Annotated in this window: 27 protein-coding genes; 18 read left to right on the top strand and 9 right to left on the bottom strand. The window is 71.2% G+C overall.

What is annotated here, in order from left to right; all coding sequences use genetic code 11:
• The 4 genes from B7X32_RS04260 to B7X32_RS04245 form a co-directional block, all read left to right on the top strand.
• A partial coding sequence (locus B7X32_RS04260) for a GDSL-type esterase/lipase family protein (protein WP_292716542.1) occupies positions 1–1,682 on the top strand: 1,682 nt, incomplete at its 5' end.
• Positions 1,683–1,798: 116 nt separating this feature from the next.
• Complete coding sequence (locus B7X32_RS04255) at positions 1,799–4,075, top strand: polyribonucleotide nucleotidyltransferase (protein WP_292716539.1); 2,277 nt, start codon at positions 1,799–1,801, stop codon at positions 4,073–4,075.
• A gap of 203 nt (positions 4,076–4,278) precedes the next feature.
• Positions 4,279–5,331 (top strand): aldo/keto reductase, encoded by a 1,053-nt coding sequence (locus tag B7X32_RS04250; RefSeq protein ID WP_292716536.1) that lies wholly within the window; start codon positions 4,279–4,281, stop codon positions 5,329–5,331.
• 84 nt (positions 5,332–5,415) lie between these two features.
• Complete coding sequence (locus B7X32_RS04245) at positions 5,416–6,018, top strand: histidine phosphatase family protein (protein ID WP_292716534.1); 603 nt, start codon at positions 5,416–5,418, stop codon at positions 6,016–6,018.
• A gap of 154 nt (positions 6,019–6,172) precedes the next feature.
• Here B7X32_RS04245 and B7X32_RS04240 read toward each other — a convergent pair whose 3' ends face one another.
• Positions 6,173–6,607 carry a pyrimidine dimer DNA glycosylase/endonuclease V gene (locus tag B7X32_RS04240; RefSeq protein WP_292716531.1) on the bottom strand — a complete coding sequence of 145 codons (435 nt, stop codon included), beginning with the start codon at positions 6,605–6,607 and terminating at the stop codon, positions 6,173–6,175.
• A complete protein-coding gene (locus B7X32_RS04235) occupies positions 6,604–7,083 on the bottom strand; it encodes a GNAT family N-acetyltransferase (RefSeq protein WP_292716528.1) in 480 nt (159 codons plus the stop codon). The genes B7X32_RS04240 and B7X32_RS04235 overlap by 4 nt, the downstream gene beginning before the upstream one ends.
• Positions 7,084–7,209: 126 nt before the next feature.
• Here B7X32_RS04235 and dapB point away from each other — a divergent pair, with 126 nt between their 5' ends.
• Both dapB and B7X32_RS04225 read left to right on the top strand, forming a co-directional pair.
• Positions 7,210–7,956 (top strand): 4-hydroxy-tetrahydrodipicolinate reductase, encoded by a 747-nt coding sequence (dapB, locus tag B7X32_RS04230; RefSeq protein WP_292716525.1) that lies wholly within the window; start codon positions 7,210–7,212, stop codon positions 7,954–7,956.
• A complete protein-coding gene (locus B7X32_RS04225; protein ID WP_292716522.1) occupies positions 7,953–11,108 on the top strand; it encodes a BTAD domain-containing putative transcriptional regulator in 3,156 nt (1,051 codons plus the stop codon). Before dapB ends, B7X32_RS04225 begins: the two co-directional genes overlap by 4 nt.
• 121 nt (positions 11,109–11,229) lie before the next feature.
• Here the strand turns inward: B7X32_RS04225 and B7X32_RS04220 are convergent, their stop codons facing one another.
• Entirely contained in the window at positions 11,230–12,060 is an 831-nt protein-coding gene (locus B7X32_RS04220; protein ID WP_292716519.1) for an ABC transporter permease, read from the bottom strand.
• Positions 12,057–13,061, bottom strand: a complete 1,005-nt coding sequence (locus B7X32_RS04215) for an ATP-binding cassette domain-containing protein (protein WP_292716516.1) — start codon at positions 13,059–13,061, stop codon at positions 12,057–12,059. Before B7X32_RS04215 ends, B7X32_RS04220 begins: the two co-directional genes overlap by 4 nt.
• Before the next feature lie 223 nt (positions 13,062–13,284).
• Between B7X32_RS04215 and B7X32_RS04210 the strand changes: the two genes are divergently transcribed.
• Positions 13,285–13,731 (top strand): hypothetical protein, encoded by a 447-nt coding sequence (locus B7X32_RS04210; RefSeq protein WP_292716513.1) that lies wholly within the window; start codon positions 13,285–13,287, stop codon positions 13,729–13,731.
• A 71-nt stretch (positions 13,732–13,802) separates the two neighbouring features.
• Here the strand turns inward: B7X32_RS04210 and B7X32_RS04205 are convergent, their stop codons facing one another.
• The 3 genes from B7X32_RS04205 to B7X32_RS04195 all read right to left on the bottom strand — a co-directional run bounded on the left by B7X32_RS04205 (position 13,803) and on the right by B7X32_RS04195 (position 15,321).
• Positions 13,803–14,228, bottom strand: a complete 426-nt coding sequence (locus tag B7X32_RS04205) for an OsmC family peroxiredoxin (RefSeq protein ID WP_292716510.1) — start codon at positions 14,226–14,228, stop codon at positions 13,803–13,805.
• 68 nt (positions 14,229–14,296) lie between these two features.
• Positions 14,297–14,887 (bottom strand): DUF4395 domain-containing protein, encoded by a 591-nt coding sequence (locus B7X32_RS04200; RefSeq protein WP_292716506.1) that lies wholly within the window; start codon positions 14,885–14,887, stop codon positions 14,297–14,299.
• Positions 14,884–15,321, bottom strand: coding sequence for a thioredoxin family protein (locus B7X32_RS04195; protein ID WP_292716503.1), 438 nt, complete (start codon positions 15,319–15,321; stop codon positions 14,884–14,886). The genes B7X32_RS04200 and B7X32_RS04195 overlap by 4 nt, the downstream gene beginning before the upstream one ends.
• A gap of 165 nt (positions 15,322–15,486) precedes the next feature.
• Between B7X32_RS04195 and B7X32_RS04190 the strand changes: the two genes are divergently transcribed.
• From B7X32_RS04190 to B7X32_RS04180, 3 genes are read left to right on the top strand one after another with little or no spacing between them, the layout of a single operon-like run.
• Positions 15,487–16,296, top strand: coding sequence for a thymidylate synthase (locus B7X32_RS04190; RefSeq protein ID WP_292716500.1), 810 nt, complete (start codon positions 15,487–15,489; stop codon positions 16,294–16,296).
• Positions 16,293–16,769, top strand: coding sequence for a dihydrofolate reductase (locus B7X32_RS04185; RefSeq protein ID WP_292716498.1), 477 nt, complete (start codon positions 16,293–16,295; stop codon positions 16,767–16,769). Before B7X32_RS04190 ends, B7X32_RS04185 begins: the two co-directional genes overlap by 4 nt.
• Positions 16,770–16,801: 32 nt before the next feature.
• Positions 16,802–17,563, top strand: a complete 762-nt coding sequence (locus B7X32_RS04180; protein ID WP_292716495.1) for an SDR family oxidoreductase — start codon at positions 16,802–16,804, stop codon at positions 17,561–17,563.
• 136 nt (positions 17,564–17,699) lie between these two features.
• On the opposite strand, the gene B7X32_RS04175 is transcribed toward B7X32_RS04180, so the two are convergent.
• Positions 17,700–18,239 (bottom strand): NUDIX hydrolase, encoded by a 540-nt coding sequence (locus B7X32_RS04175; protein ID WP_292716492.1) that lies wholly within the window; start codon positions 18,237–18,239, stop codon positions 17,700–17,702.
• A 41-nt stretch (positions 18,240–18,280) separates the two neighbouring features.
• Here B7X32_RS04175 and B7X32_RS21040 point away from each other — a divergent pair, with 41 nt between their 5' ends.
• The 8 genes from B7X32_RS21040 to B7X32_RS04135 all read left to right on the top strand — a co-directional run bounded on the left by B7X32_RS21040 (position 18,281) and on the right by B7X32_RS04135 (position 26,224).
• Complete coding sequence (locus B7X32_RS21040) at positions 18,281–18,703, top strand: EF-Tu/IF-2/RF-3 family GTPase (RefSeq protein WP_366246946.1); 423 nt, start codon at positions 18,281–18,283, stop codon at positions 18,701–18,703.
• A 28-nt stretch (positions 18,704–18,731) separates the two neighbouring features.
• On the top strand, positions 18,732–19,709 hold the full coding sequence (dapA, locus tag B7X32_RS04165; protein ID WP_292716490.1) for a 4-hydroxy-tetrahydrodipicolinate synthase: 978 nt from the start codon (positions 18,732–18,734) through the stop codon (positions 19,707–19,709).
• A gap of 129 nt (positions 19,710–19,838) precedes the next feature.
• Positions 19,839–21,515, top strand: coding sequence for a ribonuclease J (locus B7X32_RS04160; RefSeq protein ID WP_292716487.1), 1,677 nt, complete (start codon positions 19,839–19,841; stop codon positions 21,513–21,515).
• A gap of 93 nt (positions 21,516–21,608) precedes the next feature.
• Positions 21,609–24,419, top strand: a complete 2,811-nt coding sequence (locus B7X32_RS04155; protein ID WP_292716484.1) for a DNA translocase FtsK — start codon at positions 21,609–21,611, stop codon at positions 24,417–24,419.
• A complete protein-coding gene (gene pgsA, locus B7X32_RS04150; protein ID WP_292716481.1) occupies positions 24,419–25,006 on the top strand; it encodes a CDP-diacylglycerol--glycerol-3-phosphate 3-phosphatidyltransferase in 588 nt (195 codons plus the stop codon). The genes B7X32_RS04155 and pgsA overlap by 1 nt, the downstream gene beginning before the upstream one ends.
• The gene (locus B7X32_RS04145; protein WP_292716478.1) at positions 25,006–25,545 is read left to right on the top strand and encodes a CinA family protein; all 540 of its coding nucleotides are present in this window, start codon (positions 25,006–25,008) and stop codon (positions 25,543–25,545) included. The genes pgsA and B7X32_RS04145 overlap by 1 nt, the downstream gene beginning before the upstream one ends.
• A 141-nt stretch (positions 25,546–25,686) precedes the next feature.
• Positions 25,687–25,995, top strand: a complete 309-nt coding sequence (locus B7X32_RS04140; RefSeq protein WP_045273774.1) for a helix-turn-helix transcriptional regulator — start codon at positions 25,687–25,689, stop codon at positions 25,993–25,995.
• A gap of 4 nt (positions 25,996–25,999) precedes the next feature.
• Positions 26,000–26,224, top strand: coding sequence for a DUF3046 domain-containing protein (locus tag B7X32_RS04135; protein WP_292716461.1), 225 nt, complete (start codon positions 26,000–26,002; stop codon positions 26,222–26,224).
• A 40-nt stretch (positions 26,225–26,264) separates the two neighbouring features.
• Here the strand turns inward: B7X32_RS04135 and B7X32_RS04130 are convergent.
• On the bottom strand, positions 26,265–26,478 hold a 214-nt coding region (locus B7X32_RS04130), incomplete at its 5' end, for a hypothetical protein (RefSeq protein ID WP_292716458.1).

Raw genomic sequence — 26,478 nt, 5'->3', positions numbered from 1 at the left:
CGGACGTGGTGCACCTCGCCTCGCCGTTCGCCCTGGGCTGGCGCGGCGCGCTCGCCGCGGAGCGGATCGGCGTGCCGGCGGTCGCCGCGTATCAGACCGATGTCGCCGCCTATGCGGCCCGCTACGGGGTCTCGCTGACGACGGCGCTCGCCGAGGCCCACATCGCCCGGCTGCACCGGCGCGCCACCCTCACCCTGGCCCCTTCGTCCGAGTCGGAGGAGCAGCTCGCCCGGCTCGGGGTCGACCGGGTGCGCCGCTGGGGTCGCGGGGTCGATGCGGAGCGCTTCCACCCCGACCGTCGCCTCAGCGCATGGGAGCACCGCTCCGGCGCCGACGTCGTGGTCGGCTACGTGGGCCGGCTCGCCCCGGAGAAGCAGGTCGAGGACCTGCACGTGCTCGCGGATCTGCCGGGAGTCCGGCTCGTGATCGTCGGCGACGGCCCCTCCCGGCCGCGGCTCGAAGCACTGCTGCCGGGCGCCGTGTTCCTCGGGCATCTCAGCGGTCCTGAGCTCGCGCAGGCCATGGCGTCGTTCGACGTCTTCGTGCATCCGGGGGAGAGCGAGACCTTCGGGCAGACGCTGCAGGAGGCGCACGCGAGCGGGATCCCGGTGGTCGCCACGGGGCGAGGGGGTCCGCTGGATCTGGTGCGACAGGGCATCGACGGCTGGCTCTACCGGCCGGGGGAGCTGCAGGATCTGCGGGAGCGGGTGCGGGACCTCGCCGGCGACGCGCGCAAGCGGCAGGCCTTCGGCCGCGCCGGCCGCGAGGCGGTGGAGGGGCGCAGCTGGAGCGCGGTGTGCGATCAGCTGCTCGGCCATTTCACCGAGGCGAAGGACCTGCACCGGGCCGATGCGGGCCTGCGCGCGCCGCGGGCCGTGCGGCCGGAGCCCACCCCCGCGGGGGAGCGCAAGCACTGGCGCCGCTACGTCGCGCTGGGCGACTCGCTCACGGAGGGTCTGTGCGACCCTGGCCCGGACGGTGCGCTGCGCGGCTGGGCGGACCGGCTCGCACTGCTGCTGGCGGCGCGGGAGCCGCTGGACTACGCGAACCTCGCGATCCGCTCCAAGCGCGTCGGGGACGTGTGCGGATCCCAGCTGGACCGCGCGCTGCAGCTGCGCCCCGACCTCGTCTCGATCCTGATCGGCGCGAACGACCTCGTGAAGCAGCGGGTCTCCGTCCCGCTCCTCGCGAACCGCCTCGAGGACGCCGTGCGGCAGCTGCGCGAGGCGGGCGCCGACGTGCTCCTCGTGACGGCGTTCCTGCCGGGGAACCCCGCCGCCCGCGTCTACGCCCGCCGCTTCTCCGCCTGGGCCACCGCGCTCGCGGGCATCGCGCGCCGTCAGGGCGCGATCCTGCTCGACACCGACCTCCACCCGCAGCTCGCCGAGCGGCCGAACTGGGGGGAGGACCTGGTACACCTCTCCAGCCGCGGGCACCGCTTCCTCGCCTACCGGGCGGGCGTCGCGCTCGGCGTGCCCCTCGCGGATGAGCTCGGCGCGCTGGACGAGGCCCTGCACGCGACCGAGCGCACCGGCGCAGGCGTCTGGTGGCGCCGCCACGCGCTGCCGTGGGTCTGGCGCCGCCTGCACGGCCGCGCCGCGGGCGACGGACGCAGCGCGAAGCACCACGACTACGTGCGCCTGGGCCGTGAGCGCGGGGTGCGCGAGCCCAGCGAGGTCTGAGGGCGCGGACTCAGGCGCGCCGCGCTGATAGGATCGAACAGGATGCCTCTGTGCGCATCCGTCCATGCTCGCGCTCCACACGGGAGAGCGAGCCTAAACAAAGAAGGAGAGACCTCTTGGAAGGTCCTGAAATCACCGCCACCGAGGCCGTTCTCGACAACGGCCGCTTCGGCACCCGCACCGTCCGCTTCGAGACGGGTCGTCTCGCGCAGCAGGCGCAGGGCGCGGTCGCCGCTTACCTCGACGAGGAGACGATGCTGCTCTCGGCGACGAGCGCCAGCAAGTCGCCGCGTGAGGGCTTCGACTTCTTCCCGCTGACCGTCGACGTGGAGGAGCGCTCCTACGCCGCCGGCAAGATCCCCGGCTCGTTCTTCCGTCGCGAGGGCCGTCCCTCGACCGAGGCGATCCTCGTCTGCCGTCTGATCGACCGCCCGCTGCGTCCGTCGTTCGTCGACGGCCTCCGCAACGAGGTGCAGATCGTGATCACCGTCCTGAGCATCGCTCCGGGCGAGTACTACGACGCGCTCGCCATCAACGCGGCGTCCGCCTCGACCCAGATCTCGGGTCTGCCGTTCTCCGGCCCGATCGCCGGTGTGCGCCTCGCGTTCATCCCCGGTCACGGCGAGCACGCGGACCAGTGGGTCGCGTTCCCGAACGCGGAGCAGGTCGAGCAGGCCGTCTTCGATCTCGTCGTCGCCGGTCGCGTCGTCACCAAGGGTGACGGCACCGAGGACGTCGCGATCATGATGGTCGAGGCCGAGGCCACCGAGGGCAGCTGGAACCTGATCAAGGCCGGCGCCACCAAGCCCAGCGAGGACATCGTCGCGCAGGGTCTCGAGGCCGCCAAGCCGTTCATCTCGCAGCTGGTCAAGGCTCAGGCCGAGCTCGCCGCGCAGGCGTCGAAGGAGCCGGGCGTGTACCCGGTCTTCCTGCCGTACAGCGAGGGCACGTACGACTTCGTGGCGGAGCGCGCCTACGCCGAGCTCGTCGACGTCTACCAGATCGCCGACAAGCAGGAGCGTCAGAACGCCGACGACGCGATCAAGGACCGCGTCAAGGCCGAGCTCGTCGCCGCCGTCGAGGCGGGGGAGCAGCCCGAGGCCGCACTCGCCGAGTTCTCCGGCGCCTACAAGTCGGTCACCAAGAAGATCGTTCGCGGCCGGATCCTCACCGAGGGCGTCCGCATCGATGGTCGTGGCCTGGCGGACATCCGTCCGCTCGACGCCGAGGTGCAGGTCATCCCGCGCGTGCACGGCTCCGCGATCTTCCAGCGCGGCGAGACCCAGATCCTGGGCGTCACCACGCTGAACATGCTCAAGATGGAGCAGCAGATCGACTCGCTGTCCCCGACGACGAGCAAACGCTACATGCACCACTACAACTTCCCGCCCTACTCGACCGGTGAGACCGGCCGCGTGGGTTCGCCGAAGCGTCGCGAGATCGGGCACGGCTTCCTCGCCGAGCGCGCCCTCGTGCCGGTTCTGCCGACGCGCGAGGAGTTCCCGTACGCGATCCGTCAGGTGTCCGAGGCGCTCAGCTCCAACGGATCCACCTCGATGGGCTCGGTGTGCGCCTCGACCCTGTCGCTGCTGAACGCGGGTGTGCCGCTGCGCGCGCCGGTCGCCGGCATCGCGATGGGTCTGGTGTCCGACCAGGTCGACGGTGAGACCCGCTACGCGGCGCTCACCGACATCCTCGGTGCCGAGGACGCCCTCGGCGACATGGACTTCAAGGTCGCCGGAACGAGCGAGTTCGTCACCGCGATCCAGCTGGACACGAAGCTCGACGGCATCCCCTCCGAGGTGCTCGCCGGCGCGCTGACCCAGGCCAAGGAGGCTCGTCTCACGATCCTCAACGTGCTGAACGCCGCGATCGACAGCCCGGACGAGATGGCGCCGACCGCGCCGCGCGTGATCAGCGTGCAGATCCCGGTCGACAAGATCGGCGAGCTGATCGGCCCGAAGGGCAAGACGATCAACGCGATCCAGGACGAGACCGGCGCGCAGATCTCCATCGAGGAGGACGGCACCGTCTACATCGGCGCGACCGACGGCCCGTCGGCCGAGGCTGCCCGCGCCCAGGTCAACGCGATCGCCAACCCGACCAACCCGGAGGTCGGCGAGCAGTTCCTGGGCACGGTCGTCAAGATCGCGACCTTCGGTGCGTTCGTCTCCCTGCTCCCGGGCAAGGACGGCCTGCTGCACGTCACCGAGGTGCGCAAGCTCGCCGGTGGCAAGCGCGTGGAGAACGTCGACGACGTGCTCTCCGTCGGCCAGAAGATCCTCGTGAAGATCACGAAGATCGACGACCGCGGCAAGCTCTCGCTCGAGCCCGTCATCGACGAGGCTCCGGCAGAGGCGGCCGAGCCGGCCGCTGAGGTCGCCGAGGTCTGAGTCCTTCGCACGAAAAGGCCCGTCCTGTCCACCGAAAGGGGGACATGGCGGGCCTTTTCCCGCCTTCGTGACCGAAACGTTACGAGTTGTTCGCCTCCTGGACGACTCAATGAACGGAACTGTCGGAGGCCTCGCTTACTCTCGAAGGGACGCACCGGGGGGTGCGCCACAGGACACAACGCAGCAAGCACGGGGGTGATCGCATGCGTCTCTTCAGCGTCGGATCCACGGCAGGATCCGCCATCGGCCATGCCGCACCCGCGGCGACCGGCGCGCCCGCGCTGGTCACACCCCATCCCTCCGCGCCGATCCCGGTGGTCGGACCCGGCATCGGTGCCGGCCTGCGCGTGCCCCTCGCAGAGACCGGCATCCGCACCTTCCCGCTCATCCTCGGCGGCGCCGAGTTCGGCTGGAACACCGATGCCGACACGGCGCTGCACATCCTCGACCGCTACGCCGATTTCGGCGGCAACGCGGTGCACACGGCCGACAGCTTCGCCGCGGGGCGCAGCGAGCACATCGTCGGCCGCTGGCTCGCGACGCGCGCCGATCGCGAGGACATCGTCCTGAGCGTGCGCGTCGGCGGCCACCCCGACAACCCCGGCATCGGATCCGTGAACCTGGTGCGCGCGGCCGAGGCCTCGCTGACGCGCCTCGGCGTCGAGTGCATCGATGTGCTCTACCTCGACGGCACGGTCGATGACGGCAGCGCCCTCGAGGACACCCTGGCCACCGCAGAGTGGCTCGTCGAGACGGGAAAGGTCCGGGCGCTCGGCGCCTTCGGCTTCACCGCGGAGCGCCTCGTGGAGGCGCGCATCCTGGCATCCGCCGGCTACCCGCGTATCGAGGTGCTGGACGAGCCGTACAACCTTCTGCGCAGGACGGGCTTCGAGGGCGACCTCCGGCTCGTCGCCGCGGCGCAGGGGCTGGCCGTGACCCCGTCGCACGCACTCGAGCACGGATTCCTGTCCGGCCGGCACCGCACCAAGCAGTCGCTGCAGGGCGTGCGCGGCATGCAGCTGCGCGGCAACATCAACCGCCGTGGCATCAAGGTGCTGCGGGCGCTCGACATCGCGGCCTCCGAGCTGCAGGTGCCCGTCGCCGCCGTCGCGATCGGCTGGCTCCTCGCGCAGCGCACGATCACGGCCCCCGTCGTCAATGCGTTCGCGACCGAGCAGGTCGACGAGCTGATGCAGGGCGCGGGCGTCGCCCTCGGTCGCGCGCAGCTGGCCGAGCTCACGCGAGCGGCGAGCTGACCTGATCGGTCCCTTGCCGTGTCCGATCTGTGACATAGGCTGGAAGCACCCCGGCCCCGGCGCCGGAGACGAGGCGAGCGGGTTGTGACGCATTACATCTATCTGGTCCGGCACGGCGAGCATCAGGACGCCGAGCACGGTCTCGCTGACGGACCCCTCTCGCCGCGCGGCCGCCGCCAGGCCGCACTCGTGGCCGATCGGCTGTCCGGCCTGCCGCTTGACGCGATCTGGCATTCTCCGCTGCTGCGCGCGGCCGAGACCGCCCGGGCGATCTCGGAGCGGATCCCCGCCGTCGAGGCGGAGCCGTCCGCCCTCCTGTTCGACTGCGTGCCCACCGGCATGACGGAGGAGACGCCCGCCGTGTTCGAGCCGTTCTTCGGATCCATCACGGACGCGGAGATCGAGGCGGGTCGGGCGCAGATGGGCGATGCCGTGAACGAGTTCCTGGTGCGCAAGCCGGGAGACGTGCACGAGGTGCTCATCACCCACAACTTCGTGATCAGCTGGTTCGTGCGCGAGGTGCTGGAAGCCCCGGAGTGGCGCTGGATGACGCTGAACCAGGCCAACTGCGGCCTCACCGTGATCTCGCAGAAGCAGGGACGCCCGTGGAGCCTGGTCGCGCACAACGACCTGAGCCATCTCCCGATGGAACTGCGCACCGGCCTGCCGGATCCGCTCCTGGTCTGACCTCGTCCGGGCGCCGCATGGTTGCGGCGTCCCGCGCCGTCGCGGTTGCGACGATCTGCACAGCCTGCGACGTTCTGCACACGATGTCGCCGGATCCGTGTGCGGATCGTGTCGTCCTGTGCTGATCGTCGCGCCGCGAGGGGGCAGTGCAGGCTCAGCCCACCCGTTCCCAGTCCGCGATCGGACCGTCGACGACCGTGAACAGCGGATGCGGCGCCGGGAGGGAGAGCGCCCGCGAGCGCTCCCAGAGCTCCGGGGTGCGCACCTCCAGCTTGCGGAGCAGGTGCCCCCATTCGTACTCGAGCTGACCGCGGGCCACCGGGATCCGCTCGACCGGACCGGTCTTGAGGATCTTCTCCCGCGCGAAGCGGTAGCCACGGGCATCGGCCTCGCCGACGACGGCCGCGAGATAGTCGCCGATCGCGGCGAGCGGATCGCGCGTCTCGCGGAAGCGCTGGAGCTGCGGATGATGCGCGTAGCCGCGGCGCGTCGGATCCGCGATGACGGCCTGGGCGAGCAGTCCCTCGCGCCAGCACGCCGTCAGCGCCTGCCGGTCGTAGTGCTGGGGATGTACGGACCACAGCCTCATGCGCGGGACTCCAGTTCCTTGCGGTACCAGCGGGTCGCGTTCGGATTCTCGTTGTAGCGCGGGATCTCGACGAAGCCGCTGTTGCGGTAGAGATGCCCCGCCGCCTCGAGCGTGTGGTGGGTGTCGAGCACGAGGGCGGCGGCGCCGAAACCGCGCGCGCGGCGCTCGAGCTCGTCCAGCAGCAGGCGCCCCCAGCCTCGGCCGCGGGTCTCAGGGCGCAGGAAGACGTGCTTGATCTCGAACACGTCCGTCTCGCCCCCGGGCATCCCGACCCGGCGGATCCCGCCGCAGCCGACGATCGCGCCCTCGTCCTCGAGCAGGAGGAAGGCGCCGTCCGGAGCCTGGAACGCCGCGGCGGTCGGATACGTGGGGGAGTAGCCGCCTCCGGGGAACTCCGCCGCGCGCAGGGTGAAGTAGTCGACGAGCACGGCGTGGGCGTCGGCGTCCTCGGGGGAGGCGATGCGGAACGTGGGCATGATCCGACGGTAATCGATGCCGCGACCCCGGCGCCCCGGACGCGTCGAGAGCTGCCAGGACGCAGCACGTCGCGAGCCGCGGCGACCGGCGGCGCCCCCGTCGGAGGCGCTGAATAGACTGAGGGCATGACGACGCGCGTGGCCCTGGTGGGCGCCTCCGGCAAGCTCGGCACCATCATCGGCGACGTGATCGCGCGCCTCGACGGATTCGAGGTCGGTGCGGTGCTCGGATCGGCCAGCACCATGGACGAGCTCGACGGCGCGGACCTGGTGGTCGACGCGACCACGCCGGCCTCCAGCGTCGAGATCGTGCGTGCCGCGACCGACCGGGGCATCAACCTCCTCGTCGCCACCTCCGGGTGGTCCGCCGACCGGATCGCGCAGGTCCGCCCGGCCATCGAGGCGGCTGGGACGGGTGCCCTGTTCGTGCCCAACTTCTCGCTGGGATCCGTGCTCGGCACCGCACTCGCCACCCTGGCCGCACCCTTCTTCGGATCGGTCGAGATCATCGAGGCGCACCAGCACACCAAGATCGACTCGCCCAGCGGCACGGCCGTCCGCACCGCCGAGCTCATCGCCGCCGCGCGCGCCGAGCAGGGCCCCGTGGACGCCCCGCACGTCGACCAGCGCGCCCGCGGCCAGCAGGTGGCGAGCGTTCCCGTGCATTCGCTGCGACGCCCCGGCGTGATCGCCAAGCAGGAGGTCATCCTCTCCGGCCCTGGGGAGTCGCTGTCGATCGTGCACGACACGGTGGAGTCCGCCGCGGCGTACGCCCCCGGGATCCGCCTCGCGCTGCCGTACGCGCGGGACCTGCGCGGCGTGGTCGTCGGCCTGGAGAACGTGATCGACCTGGGGATCCGGCCGCGCGCATGACCGCGCGCATCGGCGTGCTCGGACCGGTGCGGATCGCGGATCGCGACGCCGGCGGGACGCCCATGCGCGCGCTGCTCGCGGCGCTCGTCCTCGCCGGCACCGGCACGACCCGCTCGGTGCCCGCGCTGGCCGACGAGGTCTGGGGCGAGGACCAGCCGCAGAACCCGAAGGCCGCGCTGCAGACGCTCGTGTCGCGGGCCAGGGCACTGGCGGGATCCGACGCCATCGCGAGCGCCCCAGGAGGGTACGCGCTCGGCACCGACGACACCGATCTGCACACCGCGCGGCGGCTGCGCGCCGAGGCGGACACGCTCGACGACGGAGACCCGGACCGGATCCGGCTGCTGCGCGCGGCGATCTCGCTCTGGCGGGGAGAGCCCGGCGTCGACCTGGCCGGTGCTCCGATCGCCGAAGACCTCGCGACCGAGGCGCAGGCGCTGCGCGCAGCGATCCGCGGCTGCCTCGCGGCAGCGCTCGTCGCCTCGGGGCAGACGGCCGAGGGCATCGGGATCCTCGAGGAGCTGGCGGCGGCGCACCCGCTCGACGAGGCCGCGCACGCCGCGCTGATGACGGCCCTCGCCGAGGACGGCCGGGCGCCGGAGGCTCTCGGCGTCTTCGCTCGGCTGCGCCGCACGCTCGCCGAGTCCCTCGGCAGCTCGCCCAGCCCCGCGCTCGTCGAGCTCAACGCGCGGCTGCTGCGCGGGCAGGACGATGGGCCGAGGGTGCGGATCGGGGTGCTGGCCGCTCCGAACGAACTCATCGGACGCGACGACGCGCTCCTCGCGGCCCGCTCTCTGCTGCGCGCGGCGCGGCTGGTGACCATCATGGGCGCGGGGGGCCTGGGCAAGACCCGGCTCGCGCAGGCGCTCGCGGCGGAGTCCTCGGCCCCCGCGGTGGTCGTCGTCCCGCTCGCGGGCGTGCGTGCGGACGCAGGGGTGCCGCTGGCGATCGCCGCCGCCCTGGGCATCAGCGAGACCGTCCCGGGCGGCAGACTCTCCGAGCAGCGTCCGCGCCCCGAACTCGGCGCTCGGATCGTGGCGGCGCTCAGCGACCGGACGACGCTGCTCGTGCTGGACAACTGCGAGCAGGTGATCGAGGGCGTCGCGCGGTGGACCGCCGACCTGCTGGCCGCCGTGCCCTCCCTGCGGATCCTGACCACGAGCCGCACGCCGCTCGCGATCGCCGCAGAGCGTGTGCTCCCGCTCGAGCCGCTGGAGATCGAGGCCACGCAGGAGGCTCCCGCCGTGCGCCTCTTCGTGGAACGGGCGCACGCCGCGCGCCCCGGCGCGACGCTCGATCTGGAGGTCGTCGCGCGACTGTGCGCGCGCCTCGACGGGCTGCCGCTCGCGATCGAGCTCGCGGCCGCGCGCGTGCGAACGATGACGCCGGAGCAGATCGAGAAGCGCCTGGAGAACCGCTTCGCTCTGCTCACCTCGGGAGACCGGGCAGCCCCTGAGCGTCATCGCACGCTCGAGGCCGTGATCGAGTGGAGTTGGGACCTGCTCTCTCCCGATGCCAGGCAGGCGCTCGCGCTGCTGTCCGTGCTCCCCGGCGGATTCTCCGCGGAGGCCGCCGACGCCGTGCTGTCTGCGGCCTCCGACGATGTCCTCGAGGGACTCGTCTCGCAGTCGCTGCTGAACGTGATCGAGGTCGCCGACGGCGCCGTGCGGTTCCGCATGCTGGAGACCGTGCGCGAGTTCGGGCACGAGCGCCTTGCTGAGACCGGCGCGGAGGACGAAGCGTGGGAGGCCGTGGTCGGGTGGGCGCTCGCCTTCGTCGCCGAGCACGGTGCGAGTGCCAGGGCGTTCCCCGCGGGGCTGACCGCGCAGGCGCACCTCGCGATCACCCGGGAGCACGACAATCTCGTGCACGTGCTGCGGCACCTGGTCGCTGCGCACCGTGGCGCCGATGCGGTGCGCCTGTTCACCGTCCTCGGGCAGTCCTGGTTCATCCGCGGGTCCTTCACCGAGTTCATCGGCTACGCCGGGCCGATGATCGAGATCGTGGACGCCCTGCCGTCCGGGGACATCGCACCCGATCTGCAGGTCATGGCGGTCGTGATGGCCTCGCTCGGCTGCATGATCAGCGGGGATCCTCTCGCCGCACGTGGGCTCGTCTTCGTCACGCGAGCCGTGCGCGCCGCGGGGGACGCGCTCGCGCCCTCCTGGCAGCTGCTGGCCGATGCCCTGATCGCCGTCGGCCGGGGAGGGCCGCTGGGGGCGGTGTCGGAGTTCGTGCACGGGTCGGATCCGCGGGCGCTGCTGACGGCGGACGTGCTGCGCTCGCACCGGGCGGAGAACGACGGAGAGGCCGAGGTGGCGATGGAGGCCGCGCGCAGCGCTTGGCTCCGCGCGCGCAGCCTCGACGAACGATGGGCCGAGGGCATGGCCGCCGATCTCGCCGCGCAGCTGGCGGCGCAGTCGGCGCGCCCTGCCGAGGCCATGACCTGGATCCAGCGCGCGACCGTCGTGTTCGAGGAGTTCGAAGCGCAGGATCAGATGAACCACCAGGAGTGGGTGCGCGGCGGCGCGCTGCTCTGCCTGGGCCGCAGCGACGAGGCGCGGGCGCTGTTCACCCGGCTCACCGAGGAGGGCGGCCTCAGCCAGGACGGCGTGGAACTGGGATCGATCGGGCTGTACGGTCTCGCAGAGGCGGAGCTGCTGGACGGACGCGTGGCGGGGGCCACCGCGGCGTTCGGACGCGCCATGGCAGCGTTCGCCGATCCCGTGCACCGCCGCTCGCCGTGGTATCTGATGGCCCTGTCCGGCTACGTCTCGGCGGCCGCCCGCGAACTCGAGGTGCCGGAGGCGGAGCTCGCCAGGTGGGAGCGGCGACTGCGCACGCGCACGATCGCCGCATGCCGGCAGCGGCGGGAGGGCGTGGACAGGCCAGTCCTCGGCACGGCCCTGATCGGCTGGTCGGCCTGGGCGCTGCGGCAGCCGGAGCTGGTCGCGCGGGGCACGGAGGCGGTCGCGCTCGCCGAGGTGCTCGGCGGGCGGCAGAACATGCCGAGCCTCGACCTCGCGATGCACTTCGCGGATGCGGAGCGGATCGCCGGACCCGAGGCCGTCGCCGCGGCGCGGACGGATGCCGCCGCGCTGGATCCCGCGGAGCGCGTGGCCCGCGGCCTCGCCGTGCTGGGCGCTCGCTGAGCGCAGCGCAGCGATCCGCGCGCCCGGCGGACGCCGCGCAGATCTCACGGCCCCGGCCGAGTACGACGAAGGGGCGCCCTCGTCGAGGACGCCCCTTGTCGGGCCGTGGGTGCAGGCCGGTTCAGGCCTTGCGCATGTACGCGCGCACGGTGAGCGGGGCGAAGATCGCCACGATCACGGCCGCGCCGAGCAGCGAGATCCACGCGTCGACGCTGAAGGCGCCCGTGTTGACGAGGTCGCGCACCGCCGTCACGAGATGCGAGACCGGGTTCACGTTCACGAACCACTGCAGCCAGCCCGGCATCGTGTCGACCGGGACGAAGGCGTTGGAGAGGAAGGTGAGCGGGAACAGGATCATCATCGAGATGCCCTGCACGCTGGACGCGGTCCGCGCGATCACGCCGGCGAAGGCGAAGATCCAGCTGATCGCCCAGGAGCACACGATCACGAGGAGCCCGGCGCCGATCACGGCGCCCAGCCCGCCCGCGGGACGGAAGCCCATCACGAAGCCCATCGCGAAGGTGAGCACCGTCGCGATGCCGTAGCGGATCGTGTCGGCGAGGAGGGCGCCGGACAGCGGCGCGATGCGCGCGATCGGCAGGGAGCGGAACCGGTCGAACACGCCCTTGTCCATGTCCTCGCGCAGCTGCACCCCGGTCACCACCGAGGTGGTGATGACGGTCTGCACGAGGATCCCGGGGATGATGACGGGCAGGTAGTTCGTGACGTTGCCGGAGATCGCGCCGCCGAAGATGTACGTGAACATCAGGGTGAACAGGATCGGCTGCACCGTCACGTCGACGAGCTGCTCCGGCGTGCGCCGGATCTTGATGAGACCGCGCGCCGCCATCGTGACGGTGTTGCGCAGCGTCAGGGACAGGCTCGCGCGCGGGCTCAGCCGGCGCTCGGCGGCCGGGACGATGCGACCGGCGGTGGGGGCGAGGGTGGTCATGCGCCGACCTCCTGGATCTGTGCGGTGGTGGAGTCGTCTGCGGATTCCTCATCGGCCGGGTGGCCGGTGAGCGTGAGGAACACCTCGTCGAGCGTGGGCTTCTGCACACTGACCTCGGAGAGGCCGATTCCGGCCTCGCGGAGCGTGATCAGGAGCTCGGCGACCCCATCCGGATCCGCCAGGGGAGCTGTGATCCTGGACGCCTCGGGGGAGAGGGCGCCGCGGACGCCGAGGGTCTGCTCGATCGCGTGCAGCGCGTCGGCGGTGTCGGCCGCGTCGCGCACGCGCAGCTGCAGCGAGGAGGTGCCGACGGATGCCTTGAGGTCGTCCGGAGTGCCCTCCGCCACGACCTTGCCGTGGTCGATCACGGCGATCCGGTCGGCGAGCTGGTCGGCCTCGTCGAGGTACTGGGTCGTGAGGAGCACGGTGGAGCCCGTGTGCACGAGCTCGCGGATCGTGTCCCACATCTGCCCGCGAGTGCGCGGATCCAGCCCGGTCGTGGGCTCGTCGAGGAAGATCAGCGGAGGCTGGGCGAGCAGTGACGCGGCCAGGTCGAGCCGTCGGCGCATGCCGCCGGAGAACTGCTTGAGCGGACGGCGCGCGGCCTCGGTCAGGCCGAAGCGCTCCAGCAGGTCGGCGGACTTCGCCTTCGCCTCGCTGCGGCCAAGGCCCAGCAGCCGGGCGAAGATCATGAGGTTCTCGGTGGCGGACAGGGCTTCGTCGACCGAGGCGAACTGCCCGGTGACGCCGATGAGCTGGCGCACGATGTGCGCCTCGCGGACGACGTCGTGGCCGAAGACGCGACCGGATCCGCCGTCGGGGCGCATGAGGGTCGCGAGCATGTTGATGGTGGTGGTCTTGCCGGCGCCGTTCGGGCCGAGGACGCCGTAGACGGTGCCGGTGCGGACGCGCAGGTCGACGCCGTCGACCGCACGGTTCTCACCGAACACCTTCACGAGTCCGTCGGCCTCGAGGGCCCAGTCGGTGGTGGGATTCGTCATGCTCAGAGCATCCGCGGCCGCGCTGTCGGAGCACTGTCGTGCCGCTGTCGCACGCTTTCCGGTGCCGTGCCCGGCGCGTTCCGCCGCACTCCGCGCCGCGAGCCGCGCTGCCGTGCCCGGCGCGTTCCGCCGCACTCCGCGCCGCGAGCCGCGCTGCCGTGCCCGGCGATCCCCGTCGCCTGCGCCGCCGGTCGCGCCGAGGGCGCCGATCTAGGATGGAGGGATGGGTTCCCGCATCGGCGTCGCCGTCATGGCCGCGCTCCTCGTGCTGTACATCGTGCTCGTCGGCTGGCGAGCGGTGGTGCTGCTGGGCTCGGGGCAGGCGCTCGGGATCACGATGGGCATCGCGCTGCTCGTGATGCCGCTGATCGGCGCCTGGGCGCTCGTGCGCGAGCTGCAGTTCGGCCTGGCCGCGGATCGCCTCGGCCGCGTGCTGAACGATGAGGGCGGAATGCCGGAGGCGCCGGAGAACCTGCGTCCGAACGGCCGACTGCTGCCCGAGGACGCGGACCGCCTGGTGTCGGAGTACGGATCGGCGGCGGCCGCGGAGCCCGAGGACTGGCGCGCGCAGTACCGTCTCGGCGTGGTGCACGACGCGGCGGGGCATCGCAAGGACGCGCGTGCGGCGATCCGCACCGCGATCCGCCTGGCCGGCGCACGGGCTCGCTGAGCGAGGACGCGAAGCGACCGAGACGAAACGCCGCACCCTGAAGGGCGCGGCGTTTCCGATGTGAGCCCTGCTCAGGCCAGAGTCGCCTCGAGGGTGATCTCGATGCCGGAGAGCGCAGCGGAGACCGGGCAGCCGGTCTTGGCATCCTGGGCGAGGCGCTGGAAGGTCTCGGGGTCGAGGCCCGGCACCGTGGCGTTCACGTTGAGGTGGCTCCCGGTGATGCCGACGCCCGGCTTGAAGGTGACCGATGCGGTCGTGTTGACGCGCTCCGCGGGTGTTCCGTTGCCGGCCAGCGCGTGCGAGAGCGCCATGCTGAAGCAGGAGGAGTGCGCGGCGGCGATGAGCTCCTCCGGCGTGGTCGTGGTGTCGGACCCCTCCGACCGTGCCTTCCAGTTCAAGGGGAACGTGCCCAGGTGGGAGGAGGAGAAGGAGACGGATCCCTCGCCCTCGATGAGACTTCCGGTCCAGGTGGCAGCGGCTTCGCTCGTGACGGACATGGGGATCCTCCGATCGGGATGGGTGAGGGTGCCAGCCTAGCGACCGGACCGGGATGGATCCGTAGTTCTCAGGGAAGTCGCGGGGCCCTGCCCAGGATCCCGGCGCGCTGCAGCAGGAGATACAGCTGGCAGCCCAGGCACAGGCCGAACGCGGCGTTCAGGAAGGCGGCGACGAACGCCATCGCCGTCGCGATCGGCAGCGCCCACGGCACGCCGAGCAGATGCAGGACGAGTCCGATGGTGACGACGAACAGGCCGACGCCCTGGGCGAAGCGGGGCGGACGCGGGTCCTCCAGCTCGCGCGGCGGCGCGAGTCGCGGGCGCACCAGGGTGCGGAACAGCAGGCTCCACGGCTGGGTGCGCGGCGAGAGCACGCCCCAGAGGAAGAGCAGCGCGATCACGAGGGTCAGCAGGAACGCGGGCTGGCCGGCGCGGAACAGCAGGACCTGGACCCAGAACGGACGCCCGGCGACGAAGGCGAAGTCGCCCGGGGTGTACGTGGCGTCCGCGAGCGGCTGATACGCGAACCAGCCGAAGGAGATCGTGGCGGGAGGAGGCCCTGCGACGAGCCCCAGCACGGTGGCCACGAGGAGCAGGGCGGAGGTGATCCACGCCGCGAAACGCGGACCGCGGGGATCGATGCCGGCGGGTGCGGTCATGCGGTGGCCTCCTGGACCTGGTCGGCGCCGTCGAGCGCCGAGAGCACGGCGGCCCTGGTGGGGACGCCGGTGAAGCGGGAGCGGATCCGGCCCTCGGGATCGACGATCAGCGTCGTCGGCGTGGAGAGCACCTTGTACCGCGTGGCGAGGTCGGCGCGTGAGGTGAGATCGACCTCGGCATGCACGACGCCCGTGCGCTCGGCGGCGACGGATCCGAGCATGCGCCGCACCTGCGGGCAGCGTGCGCAGAACTCGGTGCTGAACTGCACCAGGGTCGCGTGCGCTCCCAGCGGTCGCATGAGGTCCGCCGGATCCACGTGCCGGTCGCCGTGCACCGTGACCGCGCGGCCGTCTCTGCGCCGCAGCAGCACGCCCGCGAGTACGGTCACCACGAGCAGGGCGGCGACCACGGAGACGGCGATCGGCAAGGACATGGTCCGAGGCTACGTCCGTCCGCCGGGGGAGCGGGCGGATATGACGGTTCGAGTCAGCCCGCGGTTCCCGGGTGCCGGTCCCTGAGCCCGTCGCAGGGTCCGCCCGTCGGTCGCTGAGCCTGTCGAACGACCCGTGAGCCGGTCGCCGCCGGTACGCTGAAACGCATGAGCGCCGCGATCCCCACGCCGTACGAAGACCTGCTCCGCGACGTGCTGGCGAGCGGCACGCACAAGGACGACCGGACCGGTACGGGCACCACCAGCGTGTTCGGCCGGCAGATCCGTTTCGACCTGTCTCAGGGCTTCCCGCTCATCACCACCAAGCGCGTGCACTTCAAGTCCATCGCGTACGAGCTGCTCTGGTTCCTGCGCGGAGACTCGAACGTGAAGTGGCTGCAGGAGAACGGCGTCACGATCTGGGACGAGTGGGCCGACGCGGACGGCGACCTTGGACCGGTCTACGGCGTGCAGTGGCGCTCCTGGCCCACGCCGGACGGCGGCCACATCGACCAGTTGCAGCAGGTGATCGACCAGATCCGGAACTCGCCGGATTCGCGCCGCATCATCGTGTCCGCGTGGAACCCGGCGGACATCCCGGACATGGCGCTCGCCCCCTGCCACGCGCTGTTCCAGTTCTATGTGGCCGACGGCAAGCTGTCGTGCCAGCTGTACCAGCGCAGCGCCGACCTGTTCCTGGGCGTGCCGTTCAACATCGCCTCCTACGCACTGCTCACCCTGATGGTGGCGCAGCAGACCGGTCTCGAGCCCGGCGACTTCGTGTGGACGGGCGGCGACTGCCACATCTACGACAACCACCTCGAGCAGGTGCGGGAGCAGCTCACGCGCGAGCCGTACCCGTATCCGACCCTGCGGATCACCCGGAAGCCGGAGTCGATCTTCGACTACGCCTACGAGGACTTCGCGGTCGAGGACTACCAGCACCACCCGGCCATCCGGGCGGCGGTCGCCGTATGACCCGGATCGGACTGGTCTGGGCCGAGGCGCACGGCGGCGTGATCGGCGCCGGCGGCACGATGCCCTGGCACGTGCCGGAGGACCTCGCGCACTTCAAGGAGATCACCCTCGGCGCGCCCGTGGTCATGGGCCGGCGCACCTGGGAGTCGCTCCCCGAGCGGTTCAGGCCGCTTCCCGGTCGCGACAACATCGTGATCACCCGGCAGGCGGGATGGACCGCCGACGGCACGAGGACGGCGGGATCGATCGCCGATGCGCTCGCCGGCCTCGACGAGGCGTGGGTGATCGGCGGCGGGGAGATCTTCCGCGAGGTGATCGGCGCCGCCGACCGTCTCGAGGTGACCGAGCTCGACCTGGACGTGCCCGGCGATGCGTTCGCCCCCTCGCGCGCGGGGTTCCGGCTCGTCTCGGAGGGGGAGTGGCGGACCAGCAGGACCGGGATTCGCTTCCGCTTCCTCGGCTACCAGCGCTGACCGCATCGCCCGCTGTCGACAGGAGGATCCGGATGCCCACCGCTCTCATCACCGGCGCCAGCGCGGGGCTCGGCGCGGAGTTCGCGCGCCAGCTCGCCGACCGCGGCGCGGACCTCGTGCTGGTCGCCCGCTCGGAGGACGCACTGCAGGCGCTCGCCGCGGAGCTCCGCGAGAGCCGCGGCGTCGCCGTCGAGGTCCTCCTCGCCGATCTCGCCGTGGAGCAGGACGTCGACCGCGTCGCGCAGCGGATCGCCGATGCCGAGCGCCCGATCGACCTGCTCGTGAACAATGCCGGGTTCGGACTGCCGTTGCACTTCGCCGACAACGACATCGCGGACGAGGTGCGCCACCTGCGCGTGCACGTCGAGGCGCCGATGCGGCTCATGCACGCCGCGCTCGGGGTCATGCGCGGTCGCGGAGGACGGATCATCAACGTCGCCTCGGTGGCCGGCTTCATCTCGCGCTCCACGTACTCCGCCTGCAAGGCGTGGCTCATCGGCTTCAGCCGCTGGGCGAACGGCGAGTATGCGGCAGACGGCGTCACGGTCACGGCGCTCTGCCCCGGTTTCGTGCACACCACCTTCCACTCCCGGATGGGGCTCGGAGCGGGCCAGGAGGGGGTGCCGCGGTTCATGTGGCTGGACGCGCCCTTCGTCGTGCGCCAGGGCCTGCGCGCCGCCGGGCAGGGCCGATCCGTCGTGGTCCCGTCGCTGCGCTACAAGGCGATGATCGCGGGCTCGCGCCTGATCCCGCGCTCGCTCACGACCCGGATCGCCCGCCGCGGCCGCATGTAGAGCGCCCCGGGTGCCCATCGCGTCGCCGACCGCGGGGCGACGATCCGCACAGCCCGCCACGACCCGCGCACCGAATCGCCGTATTCGTGTGCGGATCGTCGCAGCGTGTGCGGATCGTGGCGGTGCGAAGACCCGCTCAGGCGAACCGGCGCAGCCTGATACCGGCGTACGCGAGGGCGGCGATCGTCTCGCCGTCGCGGATCCGCCCGTCGGCGACCATCGCGAGCGCCTCGGCGAAGGGCACCCACGCCATCTCGTCGATGCCCTCCTCGGCCTGCGTGCGAGCGCTGTCGCCGGCCTGTCGCAGGCTCCGGGCGAGGAACACGTGCTCGGGCGCCACGGTGACGCCGTTGAGGGCGTTCATCGTGCCGATCTGGGTCCACTCGTCCGCCTCGAGCCCGGTCTCCTCGCGCAGCTCGCGCTGTGCGGCGAGGAGAGGATCCTCCCCGTCCGTGCCTCCTGCGGGCACCTCGACCGAGCGCCCCGTGGTGTAGCGGTCGATCGTGACGAGGCAGACGCGATCGTCCTCGTCGAGGGCGACGACGAACACCGCGGCGTTCTTCAGGGTGACCACGCCGTAGATCCCGTCGCCGGCGGGGCCGGAGACGTGATCCTCCCGCACCGAGATCCAGCGGTTGTCGTAGACGATGCGCGATTCCCGCGTCTGCCAGGCCATGTGCGCGAGCCTAACCGGCCCTTCCCTCTAGGCTCGAACGCATGGGCTGGTTCGGGAAGAAGAAGGATCCGCCGGACGCGAACGAGTTGCTCCGGCAGTACAACGCGCAGGAGGCCGAGCGCCTCGCCGCCGCCGGGATCGCACCGAGTCAGGGCATCGCCTCGGTCGCCGGCACGGTCTCGACCGGCGTCGGAACGGCGGAGTTCGTCGTCGAGGACGTCTTCACGATCACCGGGCGCGGCCAGGTCGCCACGGGCAGGACCACGGCGGGCGTGATGCGCGTCGGCGATCGCGTCGTGGTGCTCCGCGGATCCGCGCAGACCGGTGCCAGCACGATCACCGGCATCGAGATGTTCCGCAAGAAGGCCGACGAGGCGCCGGTGGGCGTCGCGGCCGGCCTGCTGCTCAAGCCCCACGCGGATCTGGCCCGCGGCGACGTCATCCGCGTCACGCCGACAGCGTGAGCATCGCCGGGTCCATTACGCTGGACCCATGACGCACACGGGCAATCCCTTCGGACAGGTGCTCGTCGCCCTCATCACCCCGATGACGGCCGACGGCGAGGTCGACTGGCCTTCCGTCGAGAAGCACATCGACCGCGTCATCTCCGACGGCGCCGACGGCATCGTCGTCACCGGGACGACGGGGGAGACCTCGACGCTCACCGACGCCGAGAAGCTGCGCCTCGTCGAGGTCGGCAAGGACGTCGCGGCAGGCAGGGCGAAGATCATCACGGGCGGCGGATCCAACGAGACCGCGCACGCGATCGAGCTCTACAAGGCCAGCGAGAAGGCCGGCGCCGACGGCATCATGATCGTCACGCCGTACTACAACAAGCCCACCCAGGCGGGCATCCTCACGCACTTCCGCCTCGTTGCGGACGCCACCGACCTGCCGGTGATCCTCTACGACATCCCCGGCCGCACCGGGGTGCCGATCAAGTACGAGACGATCCTCCGTCTCGCCAAGCACCCGAACATCCTCGCGGTCAAGGACGCCAAGGGCGACTTCTCCGAGGTCAGCCGGGTGCTGAACCAGACCGACCTGATGTACTTCTCCGGCGACGACTCGAACGTGCTCCCGCACCTCTCGATCGGGGCCACAGGTCTCATCGGCGTCACGGCGAACATCACCTCTGCGCCGTACCGCGCGATCGTCGACGCGGTGAACCGCGGCGACCTCGCCACCGCCACCGCCGAGCACAAGCGCCTCGAGCCGCTCGTCCGCGCCGCGATGACGCACGTGCCGGGCACGGTGTCGGCGAAGTACATCCTGCACGGCCTCGGCCGCATCACGAGCCCCCGCGTCCGCCTGCCCCTGGTGGGGCCGGAGGAGTGGGAGGCCGCCCTCATCGAGGACGAGCTCGCGCTCGTCAAGGACATCCCCGGCGCGGACTTCTCCGACTTCCGCCCCGACCGCAATGCCGCCGCCGGCGGCGCACTCCCCAAGGTGCACGGCACGACCCGATGAGGGTGCGGCCGGTGGGCATCGGACCCGACGGGGGCGGATCCGCGCGCGACGCGCAGAAGGATCCGGTCCCGGTCGGCAGGGGAACCACGAACATCGGGCGCGCCGCGCGCCCCGCCTAGGAGGCACCACATGAACATCCCCCTCGCAGACCCCGAAGCACTCGCCCCCGGCACCCTCCGCGTCACGCCCCTGGGCGGTCTCGGCGAGGTCGGCCGCAACATGACAGTCTTCGAGTACGACGGCAAGCTCCTGGTCGTCGACTGCGGCGTGCTCTTCCCGGAGGAGCACCAGCCCGGCGTCGACCTGATCCTGCCCGACTTCGAGCCGATCAAGCACCGCCTCGACGACATCGTCGGCGTCGTGCTCACGCACGGCCACGAGGACCACATCGGCGCGGTGCCCTACCTGCTGCGTCTCAAGGGCGACATCCCGCTGATCGGATCGGGCCTCACCCTCGCGCTCGTCGAGGCGAAGCTCAAGGAGCACCGGATCAAGCCCTTCACCCTCACGGTGAAGGAGGGGCAGCGCGAGAAGGTGGGCCCGTTCGACCTCGAGTTCGTCGCGGTCAACCACTCGATCCCCGACGCGCTCGCCGTCGCGATCCGCACCCCCGCGGGCATGGTGCTCGCAACGGGCGACTTCAAGATGGACCAGCTCCCGCTGGACGGGCGCATCACGGACCTCCGCGCGTTCTCGCGCCTCGGCGAGGAGGGCGTCGACCTGTTCCTCGTCGACTCGACCAACGCTGACGTGCCAGGCTTCACGCCGACCGAGCGCTCGATCGGCCCCGTGCTCGATCAGGTCATCGGGAAGGCGCCGCGTCGCGTGATCGTCGCGAGCTTCTCGAGCCACGTGCACCGCGTGCAGCAGGTCATCGACGCCGCGCACGCGCACGGCCGCCGTGTGGCCTTCCTCGGGCGCAGCATGGTCCGCAACATGACGATCGCGGAGCAGCTCGGCTACCTCAAGGTGCCGGACGGCGTGCTGATCGACTACAAGAAGGCGCGCGACCTCCCCGAGGACCAGATCGTCTACATGTCGACCGGATCCCAGGGCGAGCCGATGGCCGTGCTCAGCCGCATGGCGAACCTCGACCACGCGATCGAGCCGGGCCCCGGCGACACCGTGATCCTGGCGTCGAGCCTCATCCCGGGCAACGAGAACGCGGTCTACCGCGTGATCGACGGGCTGACCAAGCTCGGTGCGAACGTCGTGCACAAGGCGAACGCCCGCGTGCACGTCTCCGGCCACGCCGCGGCGGGGGAGCTGCTGTACTGCTACAACATCCTGAAGCCGAAGAACGTCCTGCCGGTGCACGGCGAGTACCGCCACCTCATGGCGAACGCGAAGCTCGCGCAGGACACCGGGATCCCCGCCGAGCGCACGATCCTCGGCTCCAACGGCACCGTGATCGACCTCAAGGACGGCGTCGCCCGTGTCGCAGGGCAGCTCGACATCGGCTTCGTCTACGTCGACGGCTCCACAGTCGGCGAGATCACCGACGCGGACCTGAAGGACCGGCGCATCCTCGGCGAGGAGGGCTTCGTGTCCATCATCGTCGTGGTCGACTCGACGACCGGCCGGATCATCTCCGGCCCGGAGATCCACGCCCGCGGAGTCGCCGAGGACGACTCGGTGTTCGACGACGTGGCGCCGAAGATCATCGCCGCGCTCAAGGAAGCGGCAGGCAACGGAGTGCGCGACAACCACGCGCTGTCGCAGATCGTGCGTCGCACGATCGGCCGATGGGTCAACCAGAAGCTGCGCCGCCGCCCGATGATCGTCCCGCTCGTCATCGAGGCCTGAGCGCCCGGCCTCCGGAGTCCGGCTGAGGCCGCAATCCCGCGGAAAGCCGCGTCATTGCGGGCCTTTGTCGGCGTGCGGCCGTAGCGTGGAGGCATGCCCAGGAGTTCGAATGCGACCAAGAGCGCGGCCGAGAAACCCTCGACGCGCAGTCGCTCCACGTCCGGGGCGAAGCCGCGCAGCTCGACCAAGGCCGCGCCGGCCCCGAGGAAGTACGTCGACGAGCCCGACAAGCCGCCGGTGATCGCGCGCGCCTGGACGGGTCTCGCGCATGGCGTGGGCGGGCTCTTCCGCGCCTTCGGCCTGGAGACGCTCGAGAAGGACCAGCGTCGCGACGGCTTCCCGTTCCTGCTCGTGCTGCTCGCCGTCGCGGGCGCCGTGAACGAGTGGTTCTTCATCGGCAACACCGTCGCGACGAACATCAGCGCCTACTCGGTGGGCGCCCTGATCGGCCGCGCGGCGTTCATCATGCCGGTGCTGCTGCTGCTCCTGGCGGGGTGGCTCTTCCGTCATCCCTCCTCCGTGCACGACAACGGCCGGATCGGGATCGGCTTCGGGCTGTTCGTGGTCACGCTCGCGGGCTTCTGCCACGTCGCGGGCGGCATGCCGCAGCCGAAGCAGGGGATGGTGGCGCTCAGCGCCGCCGGCGGCCTGTTCGGCTGGCTGCTGGGCCAGCCGCTCAGCTACCTGACGTCGGTTCCCGCCTACATCGTGCTGTCGCTGCTCGCCGCGCTCAGCGTGCTGATCCTCACCAAGACGCCGCCGAACCGCATCGGCCAGCGCCTGGGCGACCTGTACGCCTGGATGTTCGACGCCGAGCGCACGCCCAAGGCCGCTCCCGCCGAGGAGGCCGCGGCGGTCGACGAGGCCGACAAGGTCGACGACCCCGACGTGCTGCCCTGGTGGAGGCGCAACAAGACCGGGCGCGAAGAGGATCCGGACGACCGGCTCGGCTCGCAGGATCTCACCGAGCTGCTCACGTCGCAGGACGACACCCCCACGGCGGCCCAGGCCACCGCATACGACCAGGCCGTCATCAAGGACGAGGATCCCTACGACGCGGCCACCGAGGTCCTCACCGACGTGCGCGCCGTCGCGGACTCCCTGGCCGAGCAGCAGAGCACGGCGCTGCTCGACGACGGCGACACCGGCGAGCTGGAGCTGGCCGGATTCGACGGGTTCGGCACCGACGGACCGGGCAAGGACGGTCTGCAGGCGCCCGCCGCCCCCTACATCCTCCCGTCGCCCGGTGCGCTGAAGGCCGGACCGCCCGCGGTCGCCCGCTCCGAGGCGAACGACCGCGTGGTCGAGCAGATCACGAACGTGCTCACGCAGTTCAACGTCGACGCGAAGGTCACCGGCTTCTCGCGCGGCCCGACGGTCACGCAGTACGAGGTCGAGGTCGGTCACGGCGTCAAGGTCGAGAAGATCCTGCAGCTGAGCAACAACTTCGCGTACGCGGTGGCGTCGAACGACGTGCGGATCCTGTCGCCGATCCCCGGCAAGAGCGCGATCGGCATCGAGATCCCGAACGCCGACCGCGAGACCGTCGCACTCGGCGACGTGCTGCGCTCGGCCGCGGCGCAGAAGAGCACCCATCCGCTGACGATCGGCGTCGGCAAGGACGTCGGCGGCAATTTCGTCCTCGCCAACCTCGCCAAGATGCCGCACCTCCTGGTGGCCGGATCGACCGGATCCGGTAAGTCGAGCTTCGTGAACTCGATGATCACGAGCCTGCTCATGCGCGCCCGCCCCGCCGACGTGCGCATGGTGCTGATCGACCCGAAGCGCGTCGAGCTCACCAGCTACGCCGGCGTCCCGCATCTCATCACGCCCATCATCACGAACCCCAAGAAGGCCGCGGAGGCGCTGCAGTGGGTCGTGAAGGAGATGGACATGCGGTACGACGACCTCGCGTCGTTCGGCTTCCGCCACATCGACGACTTCAACCGCGCCGTGCGCGCCGGCGAGGTCGTGGTCCCCCCGGGCAGCGAGCGCGTGCTCAAGCCCTATCCCTACCTGCTCGTCGTGGTCGACGAGCTCGCGGACCTCATGATGGTCGCTCCGCGCGACGTGGAGGACTCGATCGTCCGCATCACGCAGCTCGCCCGCGCGAGCGGCATCCACCTCGTGCTCGCGACCCAGCGCCCCAGCGTCGACGTCGTGACCGGCCTGATCAAGGCCAACGTGCCGTCGCGCCTCGCGTTCGCCGTGACCAGCGTCACCGACAGCCGCGTGATCCTGGACAGCCCCGGCGCCGACAAGCTGATCGGCCAGGGTGACGCGCTTTTCTCGCCGATGGGGTCCTCCAAGCCCTTCCGCCTGCAGGGCGCCTGGGTCGACGAGAGCGAGATCGACGCGGTCGTCAAGCACGTGACGGCTCAGGCCCGTCCGGAGTACCGGCCCGACGTGGCCGAAGCGGTCGAGGGCAAGAAGAAGGAGGTCGACGAGGACATCGGCGACGACCTCGAGCTGCTCCTCGCCGCCGCCGAGCTCATCGTGTCTTCGCAGTTCGGCTCGACCTCGATGCTGCAGCGCAAGCTGCGCGTCGGCTTCGCCAAGGCCGGGCGGCTCATGGATCTGCTCGAGTCGCGCGAGATCGTCGGCCCGTCCGAGGGTTCCAAGGCGCGGGACGTGCTGGTCACCCCCGAGCAGCTGCCCGGAGTCCTGGCCAAGCTGCGCGGCGAGGATCCGCCCTCGGCGCGCGCGGCGGCCCCTGCTCCGAGCGCTCCTGCCGCGCCGGCGCCCGCACTGCCGCCGCGTCCTGCAGACCCCGTGCCCGCATCGTCCTACGGCGGCGCGGACGACCGCTATGGCGAGGATCCGCTCGAGGCGCAGTACCGCGGCCTCCCCGAGGTCGACGCGGAGTCCGATGAGGACGCCTGGGGCTTGACGGGGCGCGATTGATGGCCATTCCGCGTCAGCTGCCGAACGCGATCACGATCGCGCGAATCCCTCTCGCCGTCGTCTTCTTCGTGCTCCTGCTGATGGGCGGCGCGAACGGGATGACGCAGCCCGCCCTGCGCTGGGTCGCCGCGGGGCTGTTCATCCTGGCGATCTCGACCGACTGGGTGGACGGCTATCTCGCGCGCAGATACGACCTGGTCAGCGACTTCGGCAAGCTCTGGGACCCGATCGCCGACAAGCTGCTCACCGGAGCGGGCTTCATCGGCCTCGCGATCCTCGGCGAGGTGTGGTGGTGGCTGGTGCTCATCATCCTGGTGCGCGAATGGGGCATCACCGTGCACCGCTTCATGATCGTCAAGGAGCACGTCGTCGCTGCGGCGTGGATGGGCAAGATCAAGACGACCGTGCAGGCCGTGGCGCTCTCCTGGGCGCTGCTGCCGCTGCACGTCTGGGTCGGGATGCCGGTGTGGACGATCACGACCGCGGTGCTGATGGTCATCGCGCTCATCCTGACGATCCTGAGCGGCATCGACTACGTGGTGGCGCAGGTGCGCGGCTCCCGCGCCGACCGCGGCGCTGCGTCCTGATGTCCGGCGAGCAGTCTCGCGCCGCGGCCGCGGTGCTCGATGCGCTGCGCGAGCGAGGGATGACCCTCGCCGTGGCCGAGTCGCTCACGGGCGGTGCGCTCTCGGCGGCGCTCGTGGAGATCCGTGGCGCCTCGGATGTACTCAACGGCGCGGTCGTCGCCTACGCGACGCCGATCAAGTCCTCGGTGCTGGGGGTGGATCCGCTCCGCCTCGCGACGTACGGACCGGTCGACCCCGAGGTCGCGCGGCAGATGGCCGCGGGCGCCCGCGCAGCGCTGGCCGTGGAGGGGCGCCCCGCGGACGTCGGCGTCGCCACGACCGGTGTCGCCGGTCCCACCCCGCAGGGCGGGCAGCCCGTCGGCACGGTGCACATCGGGGTGAGCGTCGCCGAGCGCGCGATCAGCAGGGCGTTCCTCTTCGACGGCGATCGTTCCGAGATTCGCGCTGCCTCGGTTCTGGCGGCTCTCGCACTGGTCTTCGAGACGGTCACGGGCGCGGAGCCGGATGCCGGCGCGCCCGGGCGGGAAGGCCGGGAATAGAGTGCTTCACGACGAAGTTGAGTCGAGTGTGCTCACATTCAATGCACAGGACGAAATACTAGTGTCGATCCCGACAGGTCGGGTTAGACTGTCCATCCGATCCGGCGCTTGGGGCCGGGGGATGGGGGAGAGGAGGTCCCGATGATTCTCGTACGACAGGAGATCGGTGACGTGCTGCGGGACTTCCGTCTGCAGAAGGGCCGCACACTCCGCCAGGTCGCAGGCAAAGCGTCTGTCGCGCTCGGGTACCTCAGTGAGGTAGAGCGCGGGCAGAAAGAGGCGTCCAGCGAGATCCTCGCCTCGGTCGCCGAAGCGCTCGACGTCCCCATCTCGACCATCATGCGCGAGGTCGGCGATCGGATCGCCGTGCTCGAGGGCATGCAGGTCATCCCCGACGTCGTTCCCGACGAGCTCGTGGCCTCGGTCGAGTCCGAGCTGTCGCTGCGCTGACGGGATGCGGCGCAGCGAATTCCTCCGTGCGGTCGATGCGGAGTTCGGATCGCGTGGCGGCTCACTCGTGGCGGACCTCGTTCTGAGCGCCGTCGGCGGGCGCACGGCCGCGCAGGCGATGGAGGCCGGCGTGCCCCCGCGGGACGTCTGGCTGGCGCTGTGCGCCGAGATGGATGTCCCGGAGTCGCACCGGTACGGCGCGGGTCGGCTGGAGCCCAGGCGGCGCTGAATCGCGGTCGGATCCGACCGCGCGGTGTTCGATCTGTTCCTCACTCTCCTCGGCGTGTCGTCGAAGACATGTTCGAGATGCGCGTATCGTCCTGCACAGATGATTTCGTGATCGCGATCTGCACGACTTGCGGGAGTGCCGGCTGAATGTCGGAGGCCCCGCCTAGCGTGTTCGACATGACCACGAGGTCATACGCCTTGTCGGAGAGCTCGCCCCAGCCGGGGCAGCCGCGACAGCCTACAGGCGGCAGTTCA

The sequence above is a fragment of the Microbacterium sp. 13-71-7 genome (assembly GCF_002257455.1).
Taxonomy (GTDB): domain Bacteria; phylum Actinomycetota; class Actinomycetes; order Actinomycetales; family Microbacteriaceae; genus Microbacterium.
The sequence above is the reverse complement of the archived record's forward strand: the minus strand, read 5'-3'. Positions and strand labels throughout refer to the sequence as shown.

Bases quoted from the DNA above. Each gene is read 5' to 3' on its own strand.
- B7X32_RS04215 (WP_292716516.1), bottom strand. From the start codon at position 13,061: ATGACGAATCCCACCACCGACTGGGCCCTCGAGGCCGACGGACTCGTG.
- B7X32_RS04200 (WP_292716506.1), bottom strand. From the start codon at position 14,887: ATGACCGCACCCGCCGGCATCGATCCCCGCGGTCCGCGTTTCGCGGCG.
- B7X32_RS04135 (WP_292716461.1), top strand. From the start codon at position 26,000: ATGCGGCGCAGCGAATTCCTCCGTGCGGTCGATGCGGAGTTCGGATCG.
- dapB (WP_292716525.1), top strand. From the start codon at position 7,210: ATGACGACGCGCGTGGCCCTGGTGGGCGCCTCCGGCAAGCTCGGCACC.
- B7X32_RS04155 (WP_292716484.1), top strand. From the start codon at position 21,609: ATGCCCAGGAGTTCGAATGCGACCAAGAGCGCGGCCGAGAAACCCTCG.
- B7X32_RS04220 (WP_292716519.1), bottom strand. From the start codon at position 12,060: ATGACCACCCTCGCCCCCACCGCCGGTCGCATCGTCCCGGCCGCCGAG.
- B7X32_RS04250 (WP_292716536.1), top strand. From the start codon at position 4,279: ATGCGTCTCTTCAGCGTCGGATCCACGGCAGGATCCGCCATCGGCCAT.
- B7X32_RS04240 (WP_292716531.1), bottom strand. From the start codon at position 6,607: ATGAGGCTGTGGTCCGTACATCCCCAGCACTACGACCGGCAGGCGCTG.
- B7X32_RS04225 (WP_292716522.1), top strand. From the start codon at position 7,953: ATGACCGCGCGCATCGGCGTGCTCGGACCGGTGCGGATCGCGGATCGC.
- B7X32_RS04235 (WP_292716528.1), bottom strand. From the start codon at position 7,083: ATGCCCACGTTCCGCATCGCCTCCCCCGAGGACGCCGACGCCCACGCC.
- B7X32_RS04145 (WP_292716478.1), top strand. From the start codon at position 25,006: ATGTCCGGCGAGCAGTCTCGCGCCGCGGCCGCGGTGCTCGATGCGCTG.
- B7X32_RS04190 (WP_292716500.1), top strand. From the start codon at position 15,487: ATGAGCGCCGCGATCCCCACGCCGTACGAAGACCTGCTCCGCGACGTG.
- B7X32_RS04195 (WP_292716503.1), bottom strand. From the start codon at position 15,321: ATGTCCTTGCCGATCGCCGTCTCCGTGGTCGCCGCCCTGCTCGTGGTG.
- B7X32_RS21040 (WP_366246946.1), top strand. From the start codon at position 18,281: ATGGGCTGGTTCGGGAAGAAGAAGGATCCGCCGGACGCGAACGAGTTG.
- dapA (WP_292716490.1), top strand. From the start codon at position 18,732: ATGACGCACACGGGCAATCCCTTCGGACAGGTGCTCGTCGCCCTCATC.
- B7X32_RS04175 (WP_292716492.1), bottom strand. From the start codon at position 18,239: ATGGCCTGGCAGACGCGGGAATCGCGCATCGTCTACGACAACCGCTGG.
- B7X32_RS04210 (WP_292716513.1), top strand. From the start codon at position 13,285: ATGGGTTCCCGCATCGGCGTCGCCGTCATGGCCGCGCTCCTCGTGCTG.
- B7X32_RS04180 (WP_292716495.1), top strand. From the start codon at position 16,802: ATGCCCACCGCTCTCATCACCGGCGCCAGCGCGGGGCTCGGCGCGGAG.
- B7X32_RS04140 (WP_045273774.1), top strand. From the start codon at position 25,687: ATGATTCTCGTACGACAGGAGATCGGTGACGTGCTGCGGGACTTCCGT.
- B7X32_RS04160 (WP_292716487.1), top strand. From the start codon at position 19,839: ATGAACATCCCCCTCGCAGACCCCGAAGCACTCGCCCCCGGCACCCTC.
- pgsA (WP_292716481.1), top strand. From the start codon at position 24,419: ATGGCCATTCCGCGTCAGCTGCCGAACGCGATCACGATCGCGCGAATC.
- B7X32_RS04205 (WP_292716510.1), bottom strand. From the start codon at position 14,228: ATGTCCGTCACGAGCGAAGCCGCTGCCACCTGGACCGGAAGTCTCATC.
- B7X32_RS04185 (WP_292716498.1), top strand. From the start codon at position 16,293: ATGACCCGGATCGGACTGGTCTGGGCCGAGGCGCACGGCGGCGTGATC.